Source organism: Fulvimonas soli (genome assembly GCF_003148905.1).
Lineage (GTDB): Bacteria > Pseudomonadota > Gammaproteobacteria > Xanthomonadales > Rhodanobacteraceae > Fulvimonas > Fulvimonas soli.
Genome location: NZ_QGHC01000013.1, coordinates 44,453 through 59,965, shown reverse-complemented (window position 1 = coordinate 59,965; position 15,513 = coordinate 44,453). Strand labels below are relative to the sequence as shown.

The following is a 15,513-nucleotide window of genomic DNA, read 5'->3' as shown; positions in this document are numbered from 1 at the left end:
AAATGTGGCGGTCATCACGCCCAATAGTTGAGAAAGTGCGCGTAGGCCGTTGCCATTGCGTTATTTTTTGGATTTAATGCCCCAGCGCATCCGCCGGTATCCGGTTCCGGGGCGCCAGGGGAAAGGGGGAAAATCGTGGGGCTCTTTACACCCAAGAAGCCGCCGCTGATCGGCGTCGACATCAGTTCGACCGCGGTCAAGCTGCTGCAGCTCAGCCAGGCGGGTGGCCGCTATCGCGTCGAGCATTACGCGGTGGAGCCGCTGCCCCCCAATGCGGTGGTCGAGAAGAACATCGTCGAGGTCGAGGCGGTGGGCGAGGCGATCCGGCGGGCGCTGGCCCGGTCCGGCTCCAAGCTCAAGCACGCCGCGGCGGCGGTGGCCGGCTCGGCGGTGATCACCCGCATCGTGCCGATGTCGGCCGACCTGTCCGATGACGACCTGGAAGGGCAGATCCAGGTCGAGGCCAACCAGTACATCCCGTACCCGATCGACGAGGTCAGCCTCGACTTCGAGGTGCTCGGCCCGGTGCGCGACAACCCCGAGATGAACAACGTGCTGCTGGCGGCCTCGCGCACCGAGAACGTCGACATGCGCGTGGCCGCGCTGGACCTGGGCGGCCTCAAGGCGCAGGTGATCGACGTGGAGGCCTTCGCGCTGGAGAACGCCTTCACCCTGCTGGCCGACCAGCTCAACGTCGGCCGCGACGCGCTGGTCGCCGTGGTGGACATCGGCGCCACCATGACCACGCTCTCGGTGCTGCGCAACCAGCGCACCATCTACTCGCGCGAGCAGGTGTTCGGCGGCAAGCAGCTCACCGACGAGATCATGCGCCGCTACGGCCTGTCCTACGAGGAGGCCGGGCGCGCCAAGCGCAAGGGCGGCCTGCCCGAATCCTACGAGAGCGAGGCGCTGGAGCCGTTCAAGGAGGCGCTGATCCAGCAGATCAGCCGCCTGCTGCAGTTCTTCTTCGCCGGCAGCGAGTACAGCAAGGTCGACCAGGTGGTGCTGGCCGGCGGCTGCGCCTCCATCGAGGGCCTCGGGCCGATGCTGGAGGAGCAGCTCGGCGTGCCCTGCGTGGTGGCCAACCCGCTGGCCCGCATGTCGCTGTCGCCGCGGGTGCAGGCGCAATCGCTGGCGCAGGACGCTCCCGCGCTGATGATCGCGGTCGGGCTCGCCCTGAGGAGCTTCGACTGATGGCACACATCAACCTTCTTCCGTGGCGCGCCGAGCGCCGCAAGCAGCGCGAGCGCGAGTTCTTCCTGCAGCTGGGCGCGGCCTTCGTGGCGGCGCTGCTGTGCCTGCTGCTGTGGGCGTTCTGGATGGGCCAGCGCATCGACAACCAGAACGAGCGCAACGCCTACCTGCAGGGGCAGATCAAGCAGCTCGACGAGAAGATCGCCAAGATCAAGGACCTGGAGAAGGTCCGCCAGCGCCTGCTGGCGCGCAAGGAGATCATCGAGCAGCTGCAGGCCAACCGCTCGCAGATGGTCCACCTGTTCGACGAGCTGGTGAAGACCATCCCCGCCAGCGCGCGGCTGACCGGCCTCAAGCAGAGCGGCGACTCGATGTCGCTGGACGGCGTGGCGCAGTCCAACTCCAGCGTGGCCGAGTACATGCGCAACATCGAGGCCTCGCCGTGGATGGGCCACGCCGACCTGCGCAAGACCGAGAACACCCACGGCGACAGCCGCATGCCCTACGTGTTCGGCCTGGACGTGGCGCTGAGCAAGCCCAAGCAGGACGAGAACGCCAACGCCATGCCGCTGCTGCCCGCCGCGGGCGGCAGCGCGGCGGCTCCCGCGAACGCCGCGCCGGCCGCGCCGCCGGCTGCCGCCGGCACGGCGAAGCCCGCGCCGGCCCCGGCCGGAGGCGGCGCCGCCAAGCCCACTGCAGCCGCGCCGACGGGAGGGGCCAGGCCATGAAGTTCCTCGACGATCTGCGCAACCTCGACCGCAACAACATCGGCGGCTGGCCGAGGTCGGTCAAGGTGTTCTTCATCGTGCTGCTGTTCGCGGTGGTGGTCTTCCTGGGCTGGTACCTCAAGATCAGCGACCAGCAGGACGAGCTGAGCTCGCTGGCGACCAAGGAGGAGCAGCTCAAGCAGGAGTTCTCGCAGAAGCAGGCCAAGGCGGTGAACCTGGAGGCCCTGCAGCAGCAGCTCGACGAGATGCAGGACATGCTGCGCCAGCTGCTGCGCCAGCTGCCCAGCAAGACCGAGATGCCGGAGCTGCTGGTGGACATCTCGCAGACCGCGCTGTCGGCGGGCCTGGAGCCGGAGGTGTTCCAGCCGGGCCCGGAAACGCCCAAGGAGTTCTACGCCGAGAAGCCGATCCAGCTGAAGATGGTCGGCACCTACCACCAGTTCGGCACCTTCATCAGCGGCGTGGCCTCGCTGCCGCGCGTGGTGATCCTCACCCTGCACGACGTGTCCCTGACCCCCAAGGACAAGGGCAGCGGCCAGCTGGTGCTGCAGGGCACGGTGAAGACCTACCGCTATCTCGAAGACGACGAAAGCGCCGCCGCGAAGGAAGCGAACCGTCCCGGGGCGCACGGCGGCCAGGCAGGAGGTGGCAAATGAGCGGCTTCGTCGCCATCAATCCGGCCCGCTGGACCCGCGCGGCCCTGGCGCTCGCCGCCGTGCTGGCGCTGGGCGGCTGCACCCGCGGCATGTCCGACCTGCACGACTGGGTCGCGCAGGAGCAGGCGAAGAAGGGCGCGCCGATCCCGCCGCTGCCGGTGATCAAGACCTTCGAGACCTTCCAGTACAACGACCAGGACCAGCGCGACCCGTTCAGCCCGAGCACCGCCGAGCTGCAGCAGAACAGCGCCAGCACGGGCCCGCGGCCGGACGAGAACCGGCCCAAGGAGCCGCTGGAACTGTTCGCGCTGGACAGCCTGAAGATGGTCGGCACGATCGGCTCCGGACCCGGCATGGAAGTGCTGATCAAGGACCCGGGCGGCGTGATCCACCGCGTCCACCGCAACGAATACATGGGGCAGAACTACGGTCGCGTCACCGCCATTGCGGATGACCACATCGACCTGGTCGAGCTGGTTTCCAATGGCAATGGTGGCTGGATGGAACGTTCGGCCAGCATCGCGCTCGGCGAGAAATAGGAATCAGGGGCTGATGCAATGAGCAACCAAACCAAACCTGTCCGGGGCCGTGTCATGCGCCAAGCGAGCCGTTGCCTTTCGATGGGCCTGCTGGCCGTCGGCATCCTGTGGGCCGGCGCCGCGCTGGCCACCACCACCCTGAAGGACATCAGCTACGAACCGCTGCCCGGCGGCCGCGTCGAGCTGCACATGAACTTCGCCCAGGGCCCGGTGCCGCAGCCGAAGATCTTCACCACCGGCAACCCGCCGCGGATCGCGCTCGACTTCGACGACACCGACAACGCCGCCGCGCGCCACCTGGACATCGGCAAGGGCTCGACCGCCGGCGTGTCGGCGGTGGCCGCCGGCGGGCGCACCCGCGTGGTGGTCGAGCTGATGCGCGAGTCCACCTACCGCGCCCGCGTCGAGGGCGACAGCCTGGTGCTGACGATCAACAACGGCACCGCGGCGCAGACCACCACCACGGCGGCGACGATCGACCCGTCCAAGGCGCTGCCGTCGGCGATGAACGGCCCGGCCGTGTCGAACATCGACTTCCGCCGCGGCCCCAACGGCGAGGGCCGGGTGCTGATCAGCTTCGCCGGCCCCGGCGCCAACGCCGACATGAAGCGCCAGGGCGACACCCTGGTGGTCAACCTCGACCACGTGAACCTGCCCGCCAACCTGGCGCAGCGGCTGGACGTGCTCGATTTCGCCACGCCGGTGCAGTACGTCTCCAGCAAGGCCAACACGGCGGGCGGCGCGCGCGTCGAGATCGCGTTCAAGGGCAAGGTGGAGACCTCCTCCTACCAGACCGCCGACCAGTACGTGGTGGAAGTCGCGCCGAAGAAGACCACGCCCGCCGAGGCCGCCAAGCTGGCCAAGGGCCAGGAGCCGGTCTACACCGGCAACCGCGTCACCTTCAACATGCAGGACATCCCGGTGCGCTCGGCGCTGCAGCTGCTGGCCGACGTCTCCGGCCTCAACCTGGTCGCCTCCGACACCGTGGGCGGCAGCATCACCCTGCGCCTGGTCAACGTGCCGTGGGACCAGGCGCTGGACGTGATCCTGCGCGCCAAGAGCCTGGACAAGCGCCGCAACGGCAACGTGATCTGGATCGCCCCGCAGAAGGAGCTGGCCGACTACGAGCAGAGCGTGGCCGACGCGCGCATCAAGGCCGAGGACAACGCCGAGCTGGTCACCGACTACGTGCCGATCAGCTACGGCAAGGCCGCCGACATCGCCAAGCTGCTGACCCAGGGCAGCCTGCAGGGCAACGGTGGTGGCGGCAGCAACGGCAGCCGCGGCTTCCTCTCTCCGCGCGGCAGCGTGTCCTACGACATCCGCACCAACACCCTGCTGATCAACGACAACCCGGAGAAGATCAAGCAGCTGCGCGACCTGATCGCCGTGCTCGACAGGCCGGTACAGCAGGTGCTGATCGAGTCGCGCATCGTGGTCGCCACCGACGACTTCACCCGCGACCTGGGTGCCAAGTTCGGCATCCAGGCCAGGCATACGACCTCCGGCGGCAACGTCATCTCCACCGGCGGCCATGACCTTGGCAACGGTACGACCACGGGCGTGGCCTTCCCCGCCGACGGCAGTGGGCTCAACGTCAACCTCCCCGCCACGGCGACCGGCGGCTCCTTCGGCCTGGCCATCCTCGGCGCCAACTACGCCGTGGACCTGGAGCTCTCGGCGGCGCAGACCGAAGGCCGCGGCGAGGTGGTGTCCAGCCCACGCGTGATCACCGCCAACCAGCAGGAGGCGGTGATTCGGCAGGGCGACGAAATTGGTTACGTCACTTACCAGAACAGCGCCACCGGCGCGGCAGGTAGCGGCACCGCCACCGTGCAGTTCAAGGACGCCGTACTTGAACTGCGCGTCACGCCGACAATCACCGCCGATAATCGCGTTTATCTGCAGATAAACGTGAAGAAAGACGCGCTGGAAAAATTTGTCGATGCTCCGGGCAGTGGACAGGTGCCACAAATCAGTACCCGCGAATTGAATACATCAGTATTAGTCGATAATGGACAGACAGTGGTGCTGGGTGGTATCTATGAGATTACGAAAAATAATTCCATAACCAAGGTTCCGGGATTGGGTGATATTCCTGGTGTTGGAATCTTGTTCCGTAAAACCACTCGTCAGAATGATAAGGCTGAGCTATTGATATTCGTTACTCCACGAATTCTTAGCGATATTCTGCAATGACGGAAAGTTCAAGGGGGAAGATGAATCATCACTACGGAGGTAGTCATGAAACAGAAATTCCTAATGAGTTGTGCAGTAATTGCGCTCGTCCTTGTCTCGATGGAAACGAGGGCGGCCGATCCGACGCCTGGTGTTGGCCAAAACGGCGCGCCAACTTTATCTGGATGTATTTATGATCAGCAAACACATCAGCCCGTTAAATTTCCTCCGCAAATAACTACAGGCTGGATTGAAACCAATGAAATTTGGAATATTTGGTGCGCTCCGCCCGGTGGGTTGCCGTCTCCAAACTGGAGGGAGATGACCTATTTTCTTGATATGCCTGTTGGGTCGGTCATGCAGGTGTGTTGGAATGGTTGGACGTGGCCAATCGGATGGACGCCAGTCGAATATAGGTATGACACCTCTAAATGCGGTTACCATCCTGGCGGCATTCCTCCAGAGGGAAATCCTACGGTCATTGTTTTGCGCAGGGACAGTTGATTTGAATGGGTGATTGAGAAAGGGATGGCAGGGCCATCCCTTTCTTTGTTTAGAGTTCCAGGTAGTGAAACTTTCGTTTAGTTGCGCGGTCAAACGACAGTGACAGCCAGGAACCCACGATGGACATGCCGGAAAACGCCTCCGCCGACCGCCTGCAGCAGGCCTTCGCGCACCTGCGCGAGGAACTGCAGCGCGAGATCATCGGCCAGCCGCGGCTGATCGACTGCCTGCTGGTCGCGCTGCTCGCCGACGGCCACCTGCTGGTGGAGGGCGCGCCGGGCCTGGCCAAGACCACCGCGGTGAAGGCGCTGGCCGCGCGCATCGAGGCGGACTTCCACCGCGTGCAGTTCACCCCCGACCTGCTGCCGGCGGACCTCACCGGCACCGACGTGTTCCGTCCGCAGTCGGGCAGCTTCGAGTTCGAGCGCGGCCCGCTGTTCCACAACATCGTGCTGGCCGACGAGATCAACCGCGCGCCGGCCAAGGTGCAGTCGGCGCTGCTGGAGGCGATGGCCGAGCGGCAGATCACCGTGGGCCGCAACACCTGGCCGCTGCCGGAGCTGTTCCTGGTGATGGCCACGCAGAACCCGATCGAGCAGGAGGGCACCTTCAGCCTGCCCGAGGCGCAGCTCGACCGCTTCCTGATGCACGTGACCATCGGCTACCCGGATGCCGCCAACGAGCTGGCGATCCTGCGCCTGGCGCGCGAGCAGGCCCGGCGCAGCCTGCACCCGGCGCCGCGGGCGGCGGCGCTGCTCAGGCCCGCCGACGTGTTCGCCGCGCGCGACGCGGTGCTGTCGGTGCACCTGGCGCCGGCGCTGGAGGAATACCTGGCCCAGCTGGTGCTGGCCAGCCGCGACGCCGGGCGCTACGGGCCGGAGCTCAAGCGCTGGATCGCCTGGGGCGCCAGCCCGCGCGCCACCATCGCGCTGGACCGCTGCGCGCGCGCGCGGGCCTGGCTGGCCGGGCGCGACTACGCGCTGCCGGAGGACGTGCACGCGGTCGCCCACGAGGTGCTGCGCCACCGCGTGCTGCTCAGCTACGAAGCCGAGGCCGAGGGCGTGCGCAGCGACCAGGTGATCGACCGCCTGCTGGACCTCGTGCCGTTGCCGTGAGCGCCCGACTGCGCAGTGCCGACGGCGACGGACGCGCCAGCGTCTCGCTGGCCGAACTGATCGCGCTGCGCGCGCGCACGGGCCGGTTGGCCCCGGCACGTGCGCCGCGCCAGGCGGCGCAAGCCGGCCAGCAGGCCAGCCGCCTGCATGGCCGCGGCATGGACTACGCCGAGTCGCGCGCCTACCAGCCCGGCGACGACGTGCGCCGGCTGGACTGGCGGCTCACCGCGCGCAGCGGCCGCCTGCACACCAAGCTGTTCGAGGAGGAGCGCGAGGCGCAGCTGCTGGTGCTGCTGGACACCCACGCCAGCATGCGCTTCGGCACGCGCGCGCGCTTCAAGTCGGTGCAGGCCGCGCGCGCCGCCGCGCTGGCGGCGTGGCAGGCCGCGCGCGCGGGCGAGCGGGTCGGCGCGCTGGCCTTCGGCGTGCAGCGCCAGCTGCTGCGGCCGCGGCCGGGCATGCACGGCGCGCTGGCGCTGTGCGGCGTGCTGGCGGAATGGGACCGCGCGCCGGGCGACGAGGCGGCCGCCGAAGCCTTGTCGGGAGCCTTGCGCCGCGCCGCCCGCCTGGCGCGCGGCGCCAGCCGCGTGCTGCTGCTCAGCGACGGCCTGTGCTGCGACGAGGCCGCGCGGCCGCTGCTGTGGGAACTGTCCAGACACGCGCAGGTGGGCGTGCTGCTGGTGGCCGATCCGCTCGAACGGGCGTTGCCGCCGCCCGGACGCTACCCGCTGGAGCACGGCGGCGAGCGCCGCGAGGTGGAGCTGTACGGCGAGCGCCAGCGGCGCGAGTTCCAGCAGGCGCTGGGCGGTGGCGGACTGCGGCTGGCCGCGATGGCGCGCTCGCTCGGCCTGGCCTGCCGCAGCATCGACACCGCGGCCGATCCGCAGCCAGCGGTATCGGCCCTGCTCGGCGTACAGGGGGCGCGATGAGCGCGCGGCTGCCCGCACCGGCGCAGGCAGGGCCGGCGCTGCGCGACATCCACCTGCCGCCCGCGCCGTCCTGGTGGCCGCCCGCGCCGGGCTGGTGGCTGCTGGCCGCGCTGCTGCTGGCGCTCGCCGCGATCGGGCTGCTGGCCTGGTGCCGCCGCCGGCGCGCGCGCATCGCGCTGCGGCGCGTGCTGGCCGAAGTCGACGCGCTGGCCGCGCGGCACGCGGCGGATGCCGACGATGGCGCCTTCGCCGCCGGCCTGCACCAGTTGTTGCGCCGGGCGGCGCGGCGCCTCGACGCGCGCGCCGCGTCGGCGGACGGCGAGGCGTGGCGGGCGCTGCTGGCGCGGGTGCCGGTGGATGCCGGGACCATGGCGCAGCTCGAACGCCTGGAGCAGGCCTTGTACCGGCCGCTGCCGCTCGACCGCGACGCGGCGCTGGCGGCGGCGCGCCGCTGGCTCGCGCGGGCGTTGCGCCAGCGCGTGCCGCGCAAGGCGGAGCCGGTCGCGCATGCCTGAGCTCGCCTGGCCCTGGGTGTTCGTGCTGCTGCCGTTGCCCTGGCTGCTGCGGCGCTGGCTGGCGCCGGCCGCGCCGGGGCAGGCGCTGCACCTGCCGCATCCGGGCCTGCGGCTGGCCGCGGTCGCCGAGCGCGCGCCGCGCGGCCGCATGCTGGGGCTCGCCCTGGCCTGGCTGTGCCTGCTCGGCGCGGCGGCGCGGCCGCAATGGGTGGGGCCGCCGCAGGCGCAGCAGCGCAGCGGCCGCGCGCTGATGCTGGCGGTGGACCTGTCCGGCAGCATGCGCACCGACGACATGGAGCTGGCCGGCCAGCCGGTCAGCCGCTTCGCCGCGGTGGAGGCGATCGCCAGCGACTTCATCGCGCGCCGCGGCGGCGACGAGCTGGGCCTGGTGCTGTTCGGCAGCCGCGCCTTCCTGGTCACCCCGCTCACCTACGACCTCGACGCGGTGCGCGCGCAGCTGCAGGGCGCCACGGTGGGCCTGGCCGGCACCGAGACGGCGATCGGCGACGCCATCGCGGTGGCGGTCAAGCGCCTGGCCGGCCTGCCCGAGCAGGCGCGCGTGCTGGTGCTGCTCACCGACGGCGTCAACAACGCCGGCAGCATCGCGCCGCTGCAGGCCGCGGCGGCGGCCAAGGCGGCCGGCGTGCGCGTCTACACCATCGGCATCGGCGCCACCCGCATGCGCGTGCCGGACTTCTTCGGCACGCGCGTGGTGAACCCTTCCGCCGACCTGGACGAGCCGATGCTGCGCGCGCTGGCCGAGCAGACCGGCGGCCGCTACTTCCGCGCCACCGATACCGGCGAGCTGGCCGCCGCCTACCGCGCCATCGACGCGCTGGAGCCGATGCCGCAGCAGGGGCCGTCGCTGCGCCCGCGGCGCGAGCTGTTCCGCTGGCCGCTGCTGGCCGCGCTGGCGCTGGCGGCCCTCGCCATGCTGCCCGCCGGCAGGCGGGCCGGGCCGGAGCCCGCCCGATGAGCGCGCTGCAGCAGTTCCATTTCCTGCGGCCGGCCTGGCTGCTCGCGCTGGCGCTGCTGCCGCCGCTGCTGTGGTGGCTGTCGCGCCGCGGCGACGCGCGGCACGAGCTGGCGCGGCTGGCCGATGCCGAGCTGCTGCCGCACCTGCTCAGCGGCCGCGGCGCGGACCGCCGCCTGCCACTGCTGCTGGCCGGCCTCGGCGCGCTGCTGGCCGTGCTGGCCCTGGCCGGCCCGAGCTGGAGCCGCGCGCAGACGCCGCTGTACGCCGACCGCGCCGCGCAGGTGGTGGCGGTCGCGCTGTCGCCGCGCATGCTCGCGCGCGACGTGGCGCCGAGCCGGCTCGACCGCGCCCGCTACAAGGCGCGCGCGCTGTTCGACGCCAACCGCGACGGTCTCAACGGGCTGGTCGCCTACGCCGGCGAGGCCTTCGCGGTGGCGCCGCTGACCAGCGACGCGCACAGCCTGGACGACCTGCTCGACGCGCTCGCGCCCGACACCATGCCGGTGGACGGCGACAACGCCGCCGCGGCGATCGAGCGCGGCGTCGAGCTGATCGACCACGCGCATGCCGGCGGCGGCTCGCTGGTGCTGCTCGCCGACCGCGTGGACGCCGGCGCGGAGGCGGCCGCGCGCAAGGCGCTGGCCGCGGGCGTGCGCGTCTCGGTGCTCGGCGTGGGCAGCGCGCAGGGCGGGCCGGTGCCGCAGGACGGCGGCGGCTTCCTGCACGATGCGCAGGGTCGCATCGAGCTGGCGCGGCGCGACGACGCCGGGCTCGCCGCGCTGGCCGCCGCCGGCGGCGGCCGCTACGTGCCGCTGCGCGACGATGCCGCGGACGTCGAGGCGCTGCGCGCCGAATTGCGCGCGGGGACGGCGCAGGCCAGCGGCGAGCAGAGCGCGCAGTGGGAGGACCGCGGCCCCTGGCTGCTGCTGCCGTTGCTGCTGGTCGCCGCCTGCGGCTTCCGCCGCGGCTGGCTGCTGGTGTTGCCGCTGCTGGCCCTCCCGCTGCTGCCCGGGCGCGCCGAGGCGGCGAGCTGGCGCGACCTGTGGCAGCGCCGCGACCAGCAGGCCGCGCAGGCGCTGCGCGAGGGGCGCGCGAAGGAGGCGGCGCAGCTCGCGCGTGATCCCGCGCTGCGCGGCGCAGCCGCCTACCGCGCGGGCAACTACGCGGCCGCCGCGCAGGCGCTGGCCGGGGCTTCCGGCGCGGACGCGCGCTACAACCTCGGCAACGCGCTGGCCAGGATGGGCCGCTACCGGGAGGCGATCGCCGCCTACGACGAGGCGCTGCGGCTCGATCCCGCCCATGCCGACGCGCGCGCCAACCGCCAGGCGGTGGAGGACTGGCTGCGCCGCCAGCCGCCGCCGTCGCAGAAGGCGCAGGACGGCCAGGGCGGCGGCCAGGACCAGCGCGACCAGGACAAGCAGGGAAAGAACGCTCCGTCGAAAGACGCGCAGGACGGGCACAAGCAGGACAGCCAGGGCAACCGCCGCGGCGAACAGGCCGACGGCCAGCCGGACGACAACGGCCGGGGCGGCGGACAGAACGGCCAGCCGGGCGAATCCGCCAGCGGCCAGGACGCGAAGCGGGAAGGCGCCGCGCCGCCGCCGGACGCGGGCGAACAGGCCCGGCAGGCCGCCCAGGCCGAGCAGGCGCGCCAGGCCCTGCAGCGGCAGATGGACCGGGCGCTGCGATCCGGCAGGCCCGCGCAGGCCGACGGCAGCCACCAGCTCGGCGTCGCCGCGCAGGACGACCCCGAGGCCCGGCTGCCCGCCGAGCTGCGCCAGGCGCTGCAGCGCGTGCCCGACGATCCGGGCGCGCTGCTGCGGCGCAAGTTCGAGCTGGAATACCGGCAGCGCCACGGCGCGCCGCCGGGGGAGGACGACACGCCATGAAGCCGCACCGACTGCTCGCCCTGCTGGCCTGGCTGCTGTGGCTGCCCGCGTTCGCGCAGACCGCCGCGGTGCAGGCCACGCTCGACCGCGACAGCGTGCAGCTCGGCGAGACGGTCACCCTCAACCTGCGCGCGGACGGCGGCGGTTCGCTCGGCACGCCGGACCTCTCGCCGCTGCAGCGCGACTTCGACATCCTCGGCAGCTCCAGCAACACCAGCGTCAGCATCGTCAACGGCCAGCGCAGCGCGCAGACCATCGTCGGCATCGCGCTGCGCCCCAAGCGCGCGGGCCGGCTCGAGATCCCGCCGCTGGAGGTGAACGGGCAGCGCACCGCGGCGCTGTCGCTGCAGGTGAGCCCGGCCGACGCGGCGGCCGCCGCGCGCGGCGGCAAGGACGTCTTCATGGAGTCGGCGGTCGAGCCCGGCACGGTGCGCGTGGGCCAGCAGCTGGTCTACACGGTGAAGCTGTACTACCGCGCCACGCTCACCAACGGCGCGCTGGCCGACCCGCAGCTGCCCGGCGTGGACGTGCGCCGGCTCGGCGGCGACCTCGACTACGACGCCGAGCGCGGCGGCCGCAACTACCACGTGGTGGAGCGCCGCTACGCGCTGATCCCGCAGCGGCCCGGCCGGCTGGAGATTCCCGCGCTGGGCTTCCAGGGCGAGCAGGTCGATCCCAACGACCCGGACAGCTTCTTCGGCATGGGCACGCCGGTCAGCGCGGCCGCGCCGGCGGCGGCGGTGGAAGTGCAGCCGGCGCCGGCCGACTGGGGCAACGCGGCCTGGCTGCCCGCGCGGCAGCTCGAGCTGAAGCTGGACGGCCTGCCCGCCGACGGCCGCGCGCGCGTCGGCCAGCCGCTCAACCTCACCATGACGCTGCAGGCCACCGGGCTGCCGTACGAGGCGCTGCCCGCGCTCGGCCTGCCGCCGCTGGACGGCGCCACCGTGTACCCGGACAAGCCGGCCGAGGCCACGCGCGCCGACGGCCAGTGGCTACTGGGCAGCCGCACGCAGTCCTTCGCGGTGGTGCCGGAGCGGCCGGGCCGGCTGCGCATCCCCGCCACCACGCTCAAGTGGTGGAACGTGCAGAGCGGGCGCGCCGAGACGGCGACGATCCCCGCGCGCGAGCTGGACGTGCTGCCCGCGGCCGGCGCCGGTGCGGCGCCGGCCGCGGCGGCATCATCGTCCGCCGCGCCCTTGCCCGCGGCACCGGCATCGACGGCGGCTCCTTCGTCGGGCGCATGGACCGCACGCCTGCCCGGCGCGGGCACGTGGCCGTGGTGGCTCGCCGGCGCGGCCGCGCTGCTGCTGGCCGGCGCGCTGGGCTGGTGGCTGGGACGGCGCGGCGGCCGCCGCGCGGCACCCCGCGAATCCGCCACGGCAGTGGTTGCGCCGCCGGCGCGGCGCCTGCGCGAGGCCTTCCTCGCGGCCGCGCGCGGCACCGACGCCGCGGCGCAGGAACAGGCGCTGCTGGCCTGGGCGCGCAGCGAGCGGCCGCAGCTGCGCAACCTCGGCGAGCTGGCCGACGCGCTGGCCGCGCCCGCGCAGCGCGAGGCGATCGCGGCGTTGCAGCGGCAGCGCTACGCGGGCGCTCCGGCGACGGCGGGCACGGCGCTGGCCGCGGCCTTCGTCCGCGGCTTCGCATGGCGCGACGGGGCCGGCAAGGACGGCGACGAGCCGCCGCTGCCGCCGCTGTACCCGTTCAAGCTGCGCTGAGCGCCGCGCGCCAGATCGCCGCCATCGCGGCGTCGCGCAGGCAGAAGCGCACCGCGATCGCGGCCTCGAGCTCCGCCAGCGCCTCGCGCACCGCGGCGACCGCCACCGGCGCGGCCAGCTCCGGCGGATAGCCGTAGACGCCGCAGCTGATCGCCGGGAAGGCCAGGCTGGCCAGCCCGTGCGTGCGCGCCAGCGCCAGCGCGTTGCGGTGGCAGGCGGCGAGCAGCTGCGGCTCGCCGTGCGCGCCGCCGCGCCAGACCGGGCCGACGGTGTGGATCACGTGGCGCGCGGCCAGCGCGAAGCCGGGCGTGATGCGTGCCTCGCCGGTGGGGCAGCGCACGCCCGGCGCCACCTCGGGCAGCGCGCGGCAGGCCTGCAGCAGTGCGGGGCCGGCGGCGCGGTGGATCGCCCCGTCCACGCCGCCGCCGCCGAGCAGGGCGGGATTGGCGGCGTTGACGATGGCGTCGTCCGCCAGGCGGGTGATGTCGTCGATGACGATGGAAAGCGGCATGCGGCTGCTGCGCTCCGTCGCGCGCGATCGCGGCGCTGCAAGGGAGCAAAGATAGCGCAGCCGGTCCGGCGGCGCCGCCCGCGAACCGGCCAGGCCCCGTCTCGCGCGGGAGGGCGTCCGTCCTGCTCTTTTGCGCCGTTCGCGGGCATGCGGGGGCCGCCGTGGCGATTCGGCCGGCCGCGCGCGGGCGAGCCGGCGCCCGGGGCCGGGTCATCCTGCCGCGTGGCCTCGCCGGGCGCGCCGCCGTATGCTTCGGCGGAAAGACGCCGAAGGGCCCGCGCTGCCATGACCAAGCCGGAAGACATCTCGTTCGGTTACCTGCTGAGCGACGTGACGCTGCTGTTCCGCAAGCACTTCGACCGCCGCGCCGAACGCTTCGGGCTGACCCGCGCGCAGTGGCGCGCGATCAAGATGCTGTACCGCCGCGAGGACCTGCGCCAGAACGAGCTGGCCGAGCAGCTGGAGATGGAGCCGATCGCGGTGGGCCGGGTGATCGACCGCCTGCAGGCGGCCGGCTTCGTCGAGCGCCGGCCCGACCCGAAGGACCGCCGCGCCTGGCGCCTGCACCTCACGCCGCAGGCGCGCGCGGTGGTGGACGACATGGAGGAGATCAGCCGCGGCCTGCGCCGCGACGCCACGCTCGGGCTCACCGTGGACGAGCTGCGGCAGACGCTCGCGGTGCTGGGCCGGATCAAGGACAACCTGCAGGCGCTGGACCAGGCCGACGAGGCGCCTCCGGCCTGACGGGTGGTGCCGCTGCCAGTGCCATAGGTCAGGGTCCCGGCCTGGGGGCGGCCCGGCATAGTTGCGAAATGGCCGCGGCAGGTAAACCGGATTGCAGCCTGCCGCGTTGATGATGATTTCCGCATGGCGGCCCGCCGGGCCGCCCGCCTGATTCGCTCCGTCCGGCCGGCGTCGGGCCGCGACCTGCAACGAAGCCAGCGCATGTCCGCAAAGAAAATCCTGCTCATCCTCGTGGTCCTGCTGCTGGCGGCGGCGGGCGTGCATTTCCTGGGGCATCCGTCCGGCAAGGGCACGGCCGGCGCCGGCCATGCGGTCGCCGCGGTGCCGGTGCAGGTGGCGCCGGTCGCCGCCGGCGACGTCGATCTCTCGCTGCAGGTGGTCGGCCGCGCCGAGGCCTGGTCCACGGTGACGCTGCGCGCGCAGGTCTCGGCGCAGCTGCAGGCGCTCGGCTTCCAGCCCGGCAGCCGGGTGAAGAAGGGCCAGCTGCTGGTGCAGCTCGACCCGCGCCTGCTCAAGGCGCAGCTCGACCAGGCGCGCGGCGCGGTGGCCAAGGACCGCGCCGAGCTGCAGAAGGCGCAGGCCGACCAGCGCCGCTACGCCGCGATGCTGGCCAGGGGCTTCGTCTCCCGCGCCGACTACGACGCCTACCAGGCCAACCTCGAGGTGGCGCGCGCCGCGCTGCAGAGCGACCTGGCCGCGCAGGAGCTGGCGCAGACCCAGCTCGACTACACGCGCGTCACCGCGCCGTTCGACGGCATCGCCGGCGCGCCGCTGGCGTGGCCGGGCGCGCAGGTGACCGCGCAGAGCACCGACCTGGTGGTGCTCAACCAGGTCGAGCCGATCCGGGTGGACTTCAACGTGCCCGAGGGCAGCCTGGCGGCGGTGCGCGCCGCGCTGGCGCGCGGGCCGGTGCCCGTGCGCGCGGCGATCCCCGGCGATCCGCAGCCGCTGCAGGGCACGCTGGAGTTCGTCGACAACGCGGTGGACAACAGCACCGGCACGATCCTGCTCAAGGCGCGCTTCGACAACCCCGACATGCGCCTCACGCCGGGCCAGTTCGTGCAGGTGAGCCTGCCCACCGCGCGCATCGCGCGCGCGCTCAGCGTGCCGGTGCAGGCGGTGCAGAGCTCGGCCAGGGGCAGCTTCGTGTTCGTGCTGAAGGCGGACGGCACGGTGGCGCAGCGCTACGTCACGCCGGGGCCGAGCACGGGCGGGCGCACGGTGATCGAACAGGGCGTGAGCGCCGGCGAGCAGGTGGTGACCGAGGGCCAGATGCTGCTGGTGGACGGCAGCCGCGTGCAGGTCCGGCAGGGCGGCTGA

General features: G+C 72.4%; 15 protein-coding genes. 14 read left to right on the top strand and 1 reads right to left on the bottom strand.

What is annotated here, in order from left to right; genetic code table 11:
- The first annotated feature begins 135 nt into the window (after nucleotides 1–135).
- The 12 genes from C7456_RS14470 to C7456_RS14415 all read left to right on the top strand — a co-directional run bounded on the left by C7456_RS14470 (nucleotide 136) and on the right by C7456_RS14415 (nucleotide 12,938).
- Complete coding sequence (locus C7456_RS14470; protein WP_109724513.1) at nucleotides 136–1,194, top strand: pilus assembly protein PilM; 1,059 nt, start codon at nucleotides 136–138, stop codon at nucleotides 1,192–1,194.
- Nucleotides 1,194–1,922: a PilN domain-containing protein gene (locus C7456_RS14465; RefSeq protein WP_109724512.1), complete on the top strand. Its 729-nt coding sequence runs from the start codon at nucleotides 1,194–1,196 to the stop codon at nucleotides 1,920–1,922. Before C7456_RS14470 ends, C7456_RS14465 begins: the two co-directional genes overlap by 1 nt.
- Nucleotides 1,919–2,578: a type IV pilus inner membrane component PilO gene (locus C7456_RS14460; RefSeq protein ID WP_109724511.1), complete on the top strand. Its 660-nt coding sequence runs from the start codon at nucleotides 1,919–1,921 to the stop codon at nucleotides 2,576–2,578. Before C7456_RS14465 ends, C7456_RS14460 begins: the two co-directional genes overlap by 4 nt.
- Nucleotides 2,575–3,117 carry a pilus assembly protein PilP gene (locus tag C7456_RS14455; RefSeq protein ID WP_109724510.1) on the top strand — a complete coding sequence of 181 codons (543 nt, stop codon included), beginning with the start codon at nucleotides 2,575–2,577 and terminating at the stop codon, nucleotides 3,115–3,117. The genes C7456_RS14460 and C7456_RS14455 overlap by 4 nt, the downstream gene beginning before the upstream one ends.
- A 54-nt stretch (nucleotides 3,118–3,171) precedes the next feature.
- The gene (locus tag C7456_RS14450; RefSeq protein ID WP_109724509.1) at nucleotides 3,172–5,316 is read left to right on the top strand and encodes a type IV pilus secretin PilQ; all 2,145 of its coding nucleotides are present in this window, start codon (nucleotides 3,172–3,174) and stop codon (nucleotides 5,314–5,316) included.
- Nucleotides 5,317–5,361: 45 nt separating this feature from the next.
- Complete coding sequence (locus C7456_RS14445) at nucleotides 5,362–5,799, top strand: hypothetical protein (protein WP_109724508.1); 438 nt, start codon at nucleotides 5,362–5,364, stop codon at nucleotides 5,797–5,799.
- Between the two features lie 119 nt (nucleotides 5,800–5,918).
- Nucleotides 5,919–6,914 carry an AAA family ATPase gene (locus C7456_RS14440; RefSeq protein WP_109724507.1) on the top strand — a complete coding sequence of 332 codons (996 nt, stop codon included), beginning with the start codon at nucleotides 5,919–5,921 and terminating at the stop codon, nucleotides 6,912–6,914.
- A complete protein-coding gene (locus C7456_RS14435) occupies nucleotides 6,911–7,843 on the top strand; it encodes a DUF58 domain-containing protein (RefSeq protein WP_109724506.1) in 933 nt (310 codons plus the stop codon). The genes C7456_RS14440 and C7456_RS14435 overlap by 4 nt, the downstream gene beginning before the upstream one ends.
- Nucleotides 7,840–8,358, top strand: a complete 519-nt coding sequence (locus C7456_RS14430) for a DUF4381 family protein (RefSeq protein WP_109724505.1) — start codon at nucleotides 7,840–7,842, stop codon at nucleotides 8,356–8,358. Before C7456_RS14435 ends, C7456_RS14430 begins: the two co-directional genes overlap by 4 nt.
- Nucleotides 8,351–9,334, top strand: coding sequence for a VWA domain-containing protein (locus tag C7456_RS14425; protein ID WP_109724504.1), 984 nt, complete (start codon nucleotides 8,351–8,353; stop codon nucleotides 9,332–9,334). The genes C7456_RS14430 and C7456_RS14425 overlap by 8 nt, the downstream gene beginning before the upstream one ends.
- The gene (locus tag C7456_RS14420; protein ID WP_109724503.1) at nucleotides 9,331–11,223 is read left to right on the top strand and encodes a tetratricopeptide repeat protein; all 1,893 of its coding nucleotides are present in this window, start codon (nucleotides 9,331–9,333) and stop codon (nucleotides 11,221–11,223) included. The genes C7456_RS14425 and C7456_RS14420 overlap by 4 nt, the downstream gene beginning before the upstream one ends.
- The gene (locus C7456_RS14415) at nucleotides 11,220–12,938 is read left to right on the top strand and encodes a BatD family protein (RefSeq protein WP_109724502.1); all 1,719 of its coding nucleotides are present in this window, start codon (nucleotides 11,220–11,222) and stop codon (nucleotides 12,936–12,938) included. The genes C7456_RS14420 and C7456_RS14415 overlap by 4 nt, the downstream gene beginning before the upstream one ends.
- Here C7456_RS14415 and C7456_RS14410 read toward each other — a convergent pair.
- Nucleotides 12,925–13,449 carry an O-acetyl-ADP-ribose deacetylase gene (locus C7456_RS14410; RefSeq protein WP_109724501.1) on the bottom strand — a complete coding sequence of 175 codons (525 nt, stop codon included), beginning with the start codon at nucleotides 13,447–13,449 and terminating at the stop codon, nucleotides 12,925–12,927. The genes C7456_RS14415 and C7456_RS14410 overlap by 14 nt on opposite strands.
- 285 nt (nucleotides 13,450–13,734) lie before the next feature.
- Between C7456_RS14410 and C7456_RS14405 the strand changes: the two genes are divergently transcribed.
- Together C7456_RS14405 and C7456_RS14400 are read left to right on the top strand one after the other, a co-directional pair.
- A complete protein-coding gene (locus C7456_RS14405) occupies nucleotides 13,735–14,193 on the top strand; it encodes a MarR family winged helix-turn-helix transcriptional regulator (RefSeq protein WP_109724500.1) in 459 nt (152 codons plus the stop codon).
- 201 nt (nucleotides 14,194–14,394) lie between these two features.
- A complete protein-coding gene (locus tag C7456_RS14400; RefSeq protein ID WP_109724533.1) occupies nucleotides 14,395–15,513 on the top strand; it encodes an efflux RND transporter periplasmic adaptor subunit in 1,119 nt (372 codons plus the stop codon).